Source organism: Kitasatospora humi (genome assembly GCF_020907985.1).
Classification (GTDB): Bacteria; Actinomycetota; Actinomycetes; order Streptomycetales; family Streptomycetaceae; genus Kitasatospora; species Kitasatospora humi.
In genome coordinates, this window is record NZ_JAJJPA010000070.1 from 18,135 (window position 1) to 27,884 (window position 9,750).

The 9,750-nt window shown below is 72.0% G+C and carries 8 protein-coding genes; 5 read left to right on the top strand and 3 right to left on the bottom strand.

Annotated features, from left to right (window positions below):
* Positions 1-139 precede the first annotated feature (139 nt).
* The 4 genes from purS to LN042_RS33890 all read left to right on the top strand — a co-directional run bounded on the left by purS (position 140) and on the right by LN042_RS33890 (position 4,404).
* A complete protein-coding gene (gene purS, locus LN042_RS33875; protein WP_230055288.1) occupies positions 140-397 on the top strand; it encodes a phosphoribosylformylglycinamidine synthase subunit PurS in 258 nt (85 codons plus the stop codon).
* Complete coding sequence (gene purQ, locus LN042_RS33880; RefSeq protein WP_230055289.1) at positions 394-1,089, top strand: phosphoribosylformylglycinamidine synthase subunit PurQ; 696 nt, start codon at positions 394-396, stop codon at positions 1,087-1,089. Before purS ends, purQ begins: the two co-directional genes overlap by 4 nt.
* On the top strand, positions 1,089-3,344 hold the full coding sequence (gene purL / locus LN042_RS33885; protein ID WP_230055290.1) for a phosphoribosylformylglycinamidine synthase subunit PurL: 2,256 nt from the start codon (positions 1,089-1,091) through the stop codon (positions 3,342-3,344). Before purQ ends, purL begins: the two co-directional genes overlap by 1 nt.
* A 220-nt stretch (positions 3,345-3,564) precedes the next feature.
* Positions 3,565-4,404, top strand: coding sequence for a sterol carrier family protein (locus tag LN042_RS33890; protein ID WP_230055291.1), 840 nt, complete (start codon positions 3,565-3,567; stop codon positions 4,402-4,404).
* A 194-nt stretch (positions 4,405-4,598) separates the two neighbouring features.
* Here LN042_RS33890 and LN042_RS33895 read toward each other — a convergent pair whose 3' ends face one another.
* The 3 genes from LN042_RS33895 to fbaA form a co-directional block, all read right to left on the bottom strand.
* On the bottom strand, positions 4,599-5,018 hold the full coding sequence (locus LN042_RS33895; RefSeq protein ID WP_230055292.1) for a DUF3151 domain-containing protein: 420 nt from the start codon (positions 5,016-5,018) through the stop codon (positions 4,599-4,601).
* 50 nt (positions 5,019-5,068) lie between these two features.
* Entirely contained in the window at positions 5,069-7,423 is a 2,355-nt protein-coding gene (locus LN042_RS33900) for an ArnT family glycosyltransferase (protein ID WP_230055293.1), read from the bottom strand.
* Between the two features lie 232 nt (positions 7,424-7,655).
* Positions 7,656-8,678: a class II fructose-bisphosphate aldolase gene (gene fbaA / locus LN042_RS33905; protein WP_230055294.1), complete on the bottom strand. Its 1,023-nt coding sequence runs from the start codon at positions 8,676-8,678 to the stop codon at positions 7,656-7,658.
* A gap of 231 nt (positions 8,679-8,909) precedes the next feature.
* Here fbaA and LN042_RS33910 point away from each other — a divergent pair, with 231 nt between their 5' ends.
* Positions 8,910-9,644 (top strand): DedA family protein, encoded by a 735-nt coding sequence (locus tag LN042_RS33910; RefSeq protein ID WP_230055295.1) that lies wholly within the window; start codon positions 8,910-8,912, stop codon positions 9,642-9,644.
* Positions 9,645-9,750: the final 106 nt, after the last annotated feature.

Consider the following 9,750-nt stretch of genomic DNA (forward strand, 5'->3'; position numbering starts at 1 on the left):
AACGGGCGCTCGGCGAGCCCGGAACCCTTGCGGCGTAAGGGGCGCGGGTCTACGCGCGTCGCAATGCCCGGGCCGTCGAACGACCCCCGAACCCCGGTACTCTGAAGGTCCCCCGCCTTCACGCACCACACCATTGGGAGTGCCAGTGGCACGCGTCGTAGTCGACGTCATGCTCAAGCCGGAGATCCTCGACCCCCAGGGGCAGGCGGTGCAGCGCGCACTGCCCCGTCTTGGATTCACCGGGATCGCCGATGTCCGCCAGGGCAAGCGTTTCGAACTGGAACTGGAGGGCCCGGTGGACGACGCCGCGCTCGACAAGATCCGCGAAGCCGCCGAGACCTTTCTCGCCAACACGGTGATCGAGGACTTCACCGTTCGGGTGGAGGACGGCCAGTGACCACCCGGATCGGTGTCGTCACGTTCCCCGGCTCGCTGGACGACCGCGACGCCCAGCGCGCGATCCGCCTGGCCGGAGCCGAGCCGGTGGCGCTCTGGCACCGTGACAAGGATCTCCACCAGGTCGACGCGGTCGTCCTGCCGGGCGGTTTCAGCTACGGCGACTATCTGCGTGCCGGCGCGATCTCGCGCTTCTCCCCGGTGATGGAGACGCTCATCGAGCAGGCGAAGCTGGGAATGCCGGTCCTCGGTATCTGCAACGGCTTCCAGGTGCTCACCGAGTCGCACCTGCTGCCCGGCGCGATGCTGCGGAACAACCACCTGCACTTCATCTGCCGCGACCAGAAGCTGCGGGTCGAGAATGCCGCGACCGCCTGGACGTCCGATTACCAGGCGGGGCAGGAGATTTCGATCCCGCTGAAGAACATGGACGGCCGCTACACCGCGGACCGGCGCACGATCGACGAGCTGGAGTCCGAGGGACGGGTCGTTTTCCGTTACCTGGCCGGTGAGGACGGGCTCCGCAACCCCAACGGGTCGATCAACGATATTGCCGGGATCACCAACGCGGCCGGCAACGTGGTCGGTCTGATGCCGCACCCCGAGCACGCGGTCGAGCCACTGGTCGGTACCGGCAAGACCGACGGTCTGCCGTTCTTCACGTCCGTCCTTAAGCAGTTGGTGAACGTCTGATGACTCTCGACACCGTCAAGCACGCCGAGCAGACGCCCGACGCCGCCCAGCCCTGGGCCGAACTCGGCCTCAAGGAGGACGAGTACGCACGGATCCGCGACATCCTCGGCCGCCGTCCCACCGGCGCCGAGCTCGCGATGTACTCGGTGATGTGGTCGGAGCACTGCTCGTACAAGAGCTCCAAGGTGCACCTCAAGCAGTTCGGCGAGAAGGCCCCGGAGTCCGACGCGATGCTGGTCGGCATCGGCGAGAACGCCGGTGTGGTCGACGTCGGCCAGGGCTACGCGGTGACCTTCAAGGTCGAGTCGCACAACCACCCGTCGTACATCGAGCCCTACCAGGGCGCGGCCACCGGCATCGGCGGCATCGTGCGCGACATCCTGGCGATGGGCGCCCGCCCGGTCGCGGTGATGGACCCGCTGCGGTTCGGCGCCGCGGACCACCCGGACACCCGCCGGGTGCTGCCCGGGATCGTGGCCGGCATCGGCGGCTACGGCAACTGCCTGGGCCTGCCGAACATCGGCGGCGAGGTCGTCTTCGACTCCTGCTACCAGGGCAACCCGCTGGTCAACGCGCTCTGCGTGGGCGTGATGAAGCACGAGGACATCCACCTCGCCAAGGCCAGCGGCGCCGGCAACAGGGTCATCCTGTACGGCGCCCGGACCGGTGGCGACGGCATCGGCGGTGTCTCGGTGCTGGCCTCCGAGACCTTCGACGACTCCAAGCCCACCAAGCGCCCGGCCGTCCAGGTCGGCGACCCGTTCCAGGAGAAGCTGCTCATCGAGTGCACCCTGGAGGTCTTCCGGGAGCAGCTGGTGCTCGGCATCCAGGACCTGGGCGGCGCCGGACTCTCCTGCGCCACCTCGGAGCTGGCCTCGGCCGGCTCCGGCGGCATGCGGATCGACCTGGACACCGTGCCGCTGCGCGACGCCACGCTCTCGCCGGAGGAGATCCTCATGAGCGAGTCGCAGGAGCGGATGTGCGCGATCGTCGAGCCCGACAAGGTCGACCGCTTCCTGGAGATCTGCGAGAAGTGGGACGTCATCGCCACCGTCATCGGTGAGGTGACCGACGGCGAGCGGCTGGAGATCTTCTGGCACGGCGAGCAGGTCGTCGACGTGCCGCCGCGCACCGTCGCCCACGACGGCCCGGTCTACCAGCGTCCGTACGCCCGCCCGTCCTGGCAGGACGCGCTGCAGGCCGACGCGCCGACCGCCGAGCGGCTGGCCCGCCCGACGAGCGGCGAGGAGCTGAAGCAGACCCTGCTCAAGGTCGCCGGCTCGCCCAACCAGGCCTCCAAGCGCTGGATCACCGACCAGTACGACCGGTTCGTGATCGGCAACACGGTGCTGGCCACCCCCGAGGACTCCGGGATGATCCGGATCGACGAGGAGACCAACCTCGGCGTCTCGGTGGCGACCGACGGCAACGGCCGCTACACCAAGCTGGACCCGTACACCGGTGCCCAGCTGGCGCTGGCCGAGGCCTACCGCAATGTCGCGGCCGGCGGCGCCAAGCCGCTCGCGGTCTCCGACTGCCTCAACTTCGGCTCCCCCGAGGACCCGGACGTGATGTGGCAGTTCGCCGAGGCCACCCGCGGTCTGGCCGACGCCTGCCAGGCGCTGGGCACCCCGGTGACCGGCGGCAACGTCTCGCTCTACAACCAGACCGGTGACGTGGCGATCCACCCGACCCCGGTGGTCGCGGTGCTCGGTGTGATCGACGACGTCACCCGGCGGACCCCGATCGGCTTCGCCGACGAGGGCCACCACCTCTACCTGCTCGGCGACACCGCCGACGAGCTGGGCGGCTCCGCCTGGTCGCAGGTGGTGCACGACCACCTCGGCGGCCTGCCGCCCAAGGTCGACCTGGAGCGCGAGAAGCTGCTCGCCGAGATCCTGATCGCCGCCTCGCGCGACGGCATGATCGACGCGGCGCACGACCTGTCGGACGGCGGTCTGGCCCAGGCGCTGGTGGAGAGCTGCCTGCGCGGCGGCCGCGGCGCCCGGCTGATCGTTCCGGCGGAGCTCGACCCGTTCGTCTTCCTCTTCTCGGAGTCGGCCGGTCGCGCGGTGGTCGCGGTGCCGCGCAGCGAGGAGCTGCGGTTCACCGACATGTGCGGCGCGCGCGGCCTGCCGGCCACCCGGATCGGCGTGGTCGACGGCGACACCCTGGAGGTGCAGGGCCAGTTCTCGGTCACGCTGACCGAGCTGTCCGAGGCGCACAACGGCGTGATCGAGGCGCTGCTCGGCTGATCCGGCGGATCATCGCACCGGCCCGTCCCCGGAGAGGGGGGCGGGCCGGTCTGCGTTCCCCGAGTGCCGGGGGGAGCCGACGCGTCGCGCCGGATCCGCCGGGTGCGGTCCCAGGACCGTGGGCCGAGGTGCCGGCCCTGCGGCTGAGCGACCTGCTGGACATGCCCCTGCCGCCCGGTGGCCTCGAACGGCAGACTGCGGCCCCTGTAAGTTGGCCGCCATGGCGAGGACGGTTACGCGCAAGGCCCGCAGTTACGACCCGGCGAAGGTGCGGGCCGCGCTGGCCGCCGAGACCGAGGCGGTGCGGGCGGCCGTGCACCGGCTGGCCGCGGATCCTGCGGCCGCCGCGTCGCTGGACCGGCCGACCCGGCTCGGCGGCTGGCGCGTTCGCGAGTTGCTGGCCCATCTGGCGTGGCAACTGGCCGTGGTGCCCGAACGGTTGGGTCAGCCGCTGGAGGGTCGGGCGGCGCTGGGGCCGACCACCTGGGTCAGCGGGGTCGGCTCGCTGGCCGAGTGGCTGGACGCCGGCACCCGGGAGCGTGCCGCCGGCGCCTTCGCCGGCCCGCCGGCCGAGGTGGCGGCGGCCTTCGACCGGGCGGCGAACGCCCTGCTGGGGCTGCTCGCCGGGCCCGGGGCGCTGGATGCCGAGCGGCGCGTCGAACTCCGGTTGGGTTCGATGACGCTCCCCGACCTGCTGGTCACCCGGCTGCTGGAGGCCGTGGTGCACGCCGACGACCTGGCCGACGCGCTGGAGCTCGCCGACTTCCCGCACGACCGGTTCGCGCTGGCCTCGGTCAGCCGCCTGCTCGCCGACGCCTTCGCGGAGCAGGTGCCGGGCGGCTCGGTGGAGCTGCGGGTGCCGCCGTTCGCGGTGGTGCAGGCCGTGCCCGGGCCCAAGCACACCCGGGGCACCCCGCCCAACGTGGTGGAGACGGCTCCGCTCGGCTGGATCCGGCTGGCCACCGGTCGACTGGACTGGGCCACGGCGGTGGACCGCGCCGAGGTGGCGGCCAGCGGGGAGCGCAGCGACCTGAGCGCCTTCCTGCCGGTGCTGCACTGAGCCGAGGCGCACGACAGCCCCCCGGCGAGGTCCTGAGCCGAGGCGCAGCCCCCGGCGAGGTCCTGAGCCGAGGCGCGCGACAGCCCCCGGCGAGGTCCAGAGCCGAGGAGCACGACAGCCCCCCGGCGAGGTCCTGAACCGAGGCGCACGACAGCCCCCCGGCGTGGGCGCCAGGGGGCTGTCGGGTTGGGCGGCTACTGCTTCAGTTCGGCGTAGGCCTCGGGGCTGCTGTCCTTGAGGAACTTCCAGCAGCGCTCCGCCTCGTCCGATTCCTTGATCGACTCGGCGGCCCGGGCCAGCGCGGCCAGGCAGCGCAGGAAGCCTCTGTTGGCCCGGTGCTCCCACGGGACCGGCCCGTGACCGCGCCAGCCGGCCCGGCGCAGCGCGTCCAAGCCGCGGTGGTAGCCGGTGCGGGCGTAGGCGTATGACTCGACCACCCGGCCCTCGGCGAAGGCGTCGTCGGCCAGCATCGCCCAGGCGAGCGAGAACCACGGGTAGTCCGCCGCGAGCTGGGTGGGCGACGCGGACTCCTCGGCGAGCCGGCGGTACGGCTCCGCCTCCTCGGTCAGCAGCGTCGGGTCCGGGCCCGAGAGCAAGTTCTTCCGTTCTGTCATGCTCCCCAGTCTGCCAGCCGGGCGGTGGCGAGCCGGCGGCGCTGCCGTGCTCATGCGGTGCAGTGGTAGAGCAGCTGGACGCCCGGGTTGTCCACCGACTGCCCGTAGTCGCCGGGCGCCACCGGGGCACAGGTGCTGCGGACCCAGTCGGTGACCGCCGTGGTCGGACCGGAGCCGCCGCCCCGCCCGCCGAAGCCGCCACCGCCGCCCTGGGCCGGGCCGAGCAGCACGTAGTGCAACTGCCCGCTGCGGACCAGCGCCTGGAACTGCGGCAGGGTCGGCGACGGCACCTTGCCGGTGAAACCGCCCATCGGCAGCACCTCCTTGCCGGTGGCCAGGATGTAGGGCGATGAGGCCGACCACGAGGTGGTGGCGAAGAGGTAGCGGGCGCCGTCGGCGTGGGCCTCGGTGTAGGCGAGGATCTGCTGCTGGGACTTGCTCAGGCCGTTGGCGTCCTGGCCGAAGCCGCCGAACTGGGCCATGAGCGCCGCCAGCTCGGGGTTGTCCGCCGCGCCGCCGCGGGTCCGGCCCTGGCCGCCGCCGGGTCGGCCGAAGCCGTGCGCCGCCTGCGGGCCGACCGCGCCCATGCCGCCGTTGCCGCTGTACTTGCTGTCCAGCACGGACGCGGCCCAGGCGCCCGGCGCCAGCAGCACCGCGGCCAGTGCGGCTGCCAGCCCCGCCGTGGCGAGTCGCAGCCGGCCCAGTCGGCGGGCGCCGAACCGGGCGGTGCGGCCGGCACCGAGCAGCACCAGCGCCAGGGCGCCGAGCAGCAGGGTGACCGGGGCCAGCCAGGGCAGGAAGGTCGGGAAGAGGTGGGTCAGGTAGGCGCCCCAGGCCGCGCTGCCGGCCACCGCGACCGGCAGCGCCCAGGCCCGCGGCCCACCGCCCTGGTGGGCCCGCCAGAGCAGCACCAGACCGGCACCGCTGAGCGCGGCCAGCGGGGCGGCGATCACGCCCATGTAGTAGGTGTGGCCGCCGACGCTGCCGGCGCTGAAGGTCAGGAAGTACACCGCCAGCCAGCTGCCCCAGAGCAGGTAGCCGGCCCGCAGCCGGTCGGTGCGCGGCTCCTTGCGCCGCCAGACCAGCGCGCAGAGCAGGGCGACGGCGGCCAGCGGGTAGAGCCAGCCGGTCTGCGGGGCGAACTGGGAGCCGAACATCTTGGTCCAGCCGCCGTCGCTGCCGCCCGGGCCGCCCTGGTGGCCGCCCGGCTGGTGAGCGCCGCCCTGGCCGCCGCCGAAGCCCTGGCCGCCGCCGAAGCCCTGGCCGCCGCCGAAGCCCGGCGCGCCGCCCTGGCCCGCCGTACCCGCGCCGTAGCCCGCACCCGTGCCCTGGCCCGCGCCCGTGCCCTGGCCCGCACCGGTGCCGCGGCCGGCGCCGCCGCGGTGCTGCTGGCCGTCGGCCTGGTTGCCCCCAGCGGTGCCCTGCCCGGCGGGCGCGCCGCCCTGGCCGCCGCCCTGGCCGCCGCCCTGGCCGCCGCCGTGGCCGCCGCCCCACATGCCGCCCTGGCCGGAGGTGACGCTGCCGGTCTCGTCCGCGTTCAGCCCGACCTGGGTGAAGCGGTTCAGGAAGTTGTAACCGACCACCATGCTGTAGGCCGAGTTGTCGGTGGTCCCGTCGATGTACGGCCGGTCCTTGGCCGGTGTCACGGTGGCCAGCAGCACCCAGGAGGCCGAGACCGCCACGGTGACCAGCCCGGCCAGGCCCAACCGGGCCAGCCGGCGGCGCAGCGGGACCGGCGCGGACACCAGGTAGACGACCGCGAGCGCCGGCAGCACCGCCCAGGCCTCCAGCATCTTGGCCTGGAACGCCGCTCCGACCCAGACACCGGCCAGCAGCAGCGGCCGCAGCCTGCCGCTCTGGGCGGCCCGCTGCGCGGCGTCGGCGGCGAGCAGCAGCAGCAGGGTGAAGAGCGGGTCCTCGACCGCGGTGCGGAACAGCCCGGCCACCACCGGGGTGAGGGTGAACGTCAGGGCCGCGAGCAGCCCGGCATTGGCGCCGGCCCAGCGGCGGACCGCGCGGAACAGCACCAGCACGGCCAGTATCCCCTCCACCGCCTGCGGCAGCGTGAGCGCCCAGGGGTGGAAGCCGAAGATCCTGGCGGACAGCGCCTGCGGCCACAGGAACCCGGGCAGCTTGTCCAGGGTGATGGTGTTGGCCGGGTCGTAGGAGCCGAAGACGAAGGCCTTCCAGCTCTCCGTCATGCTGCGCGCGGCATCGGCGTAGAAGGAGTGGTAGGTGCTCTGGTTGATGTCCCAGAAGAACAGCACGCCCGCCAGTGCGGCGATGGCGAGCAGGGCGGGACGGGCGTAGCCGGGCTGGTCCTCGGGCGAGCGCCAGGGGGCTCGACGCCGGGGCCGGCTGACGGACGGCGGATCGGCAGCGATCGGTAGCTCGGTGGTAGCCATGAGCGACAGCCTTCGCCGTGTCCATGAGAAAACCGTGACAGTCCGGGCGATACGGCGAAAACGATACCGATCCGGGGGGAAATTTTTGCCGTTCAGGAGCTTGCCGTAAACGTCCGGGTACCTGTCGGAAACGATCGGGCTCCGGTCGGCGGGTGCCGACCGGAGCCCGGTTCATGCGCTCAGCTCACGCGGTCCGGCTCACGTGGTCTGTCACGTGGTCCGGCTCACGAGGTCACTTCAGGCGGTTGCCCGCGGAGCGCAGCATCTTGGTGGCCTCGACCACGCGGGCGGCCATGCCCGCCTCGGCCAGCTTGCCCCAGGTGCGCGGGTCGTAGGTGGACTTCTTGCCGACCTCGCCGTCGACCTTCAGCACGCCGTCGTAGTTCTTGAACATGTGGTCGGCGACCGGACGGGTGAAGGCGTACTGGGTGTCGGTGTCCAGGTTCATCTTGACCACACCGTTCTCCAGCGCGGTCTCGATCTCCTGCTGGGTCGAGCCGGAGCCGCCGTGGAAGACGAAGTCGAACGGGTCCTTCTTGCCGTACTGGGCGCCGATCGCGTCCTGCAGGTCGCGCAGCAGCTCGGGGCGGAGCACCACGTTGCCCGGCTTGTAGACGCCGTGCACGTTGCCGAACGAGGCGGCCAGCAGGTAGCGGCCCTTCTCGCCCAGGCCGAGCGCCTCGGCGGTGCGGACGGCGTCGTTCACCGTGGTGTAGAGGGAGTCGTTGATCTCGTGGGAGACGCCGTCCTCCTCGCCGCCGGTCGGGGTGATCTCGACCTCAAGGATGATCTTGGCGGCGTGCGCCTGGGCCAGCAGCTCCTGGCCGATCGCCAGGTTGTCGTGCAGGGTCTCGGCGGAGCCGTCCCACATGTGCGACTGGAAGAGCGGGTTCTCGCCGCGGGCCACGCGCTCGGCGGAGATCGCCAGCAGCGGGCGGACGTAGCCGTCCAGCTTGTCCTTGGGGCAGTGGTCGGTGTGCAGCGCGACGGTGATGTCGTACTTGGCGGCGACGACGTGGGCGAACTCGGCGAGCGCGACGGCGCCCGTCACCATGTCCTTGTTGTGCTGGCCGCCCAGGAACTCGGCGCCACCGGTGGAGATCTGGATGATGCCGTCGCTCTCGGCCTCGGCGAAGCCGCGCAGTGCCGCGTGCAGGGTCTGCGACGAGGTGACGTTGATGGCGGGGTAGGCGAACTTGCCGGCCTTGGCCCGGTCGAGCATCTCGTTGTAGACGTCGGGAGTTGCGATGGGCATGCGAATCCGCTCCTGTCGGTGTGGGGCGATCGGACGACGCTGTCCGATGCTCGATACGCCTCTTGTTCACGGCGTCGCCGCGGCACGAAGTCATTGAGGGTGGTCTTCGACCGCAGGCCGGACACCGCTGTCATCTTCCCAGACTCGTGCCTCCGGTTCACCTATGGGTTCAGCATGCGGCCGGGGCCCGACGTGCCGGGCGTCGCCATCCGGCCGCGCTATCCTGCGCCCGTGACTACCACTACCGACCTAGCGGTCAATCTCCTGGATGCCAAGTCGTTGATCAGCTCGGTCGGGACCTTCGGCCTGCTGGCGATCATCTTCGCCGAGACCGGCCTGCTGATCGGCTTCTTCCTGCCGGGCGACTCACTGCTGATCCTGGCTGGTGTCGCGGCCTCCTCGGCGGCGGCCAAGGCCTTCGGGCCGGGTGTGCAGATGCCGATCGGGGTGCTGCTCGCCGGCGCGCCGATCTGCGCGATCGCCGGGGCCCAGCTCGGCCACCTGCTCGGCGCCAAGGCCGGATCGAAGCTCTTCGACAAGCCGGAGTCGCGGATCTTCAAGCGCGAGTACGTCGAGAAGGCCGAGGAGTACTTCGCCAAGTTCGGCCCGGAGAAGGCCGTGGTGATGGCCCGCTTCATCCCGATCGTGCGGACCTTCCTCAACCCGGTGGCGGGCATGCTGGAGATGCCGGCCGGGAAGTTCTTCGTCTGGAACGCTCTCGGCGGCGTGATCTGGACCGAGGTGATGCTCTGCATCGGCTACTTCTTCGGGGACTCGATGGCCCCGGTGATCGACAAGTACCTGATCCCGGCGATGGCCCTGATCATCCTGCTGTCGATCTCGCCGATCCTGCTCGAAGTGGTCCGGGAGCGGAAGAAGCGCAAGGCCGGCGGCGCGGCCGTGACCGGCGCGGGCCGCAGCGGTGAGCCGGTGCAGTCCGGCGGCGGCCGGCACCGCCGCGGCTGACGTTCCGCCGCGGCTGACGTGCCGGTACGGCTGACGGTTCGGTACGGCGGAGGGCGCCTCCCCTGCGGGCAGACCGGCTCACAGGCACCGCAGTCGACGCACTCAT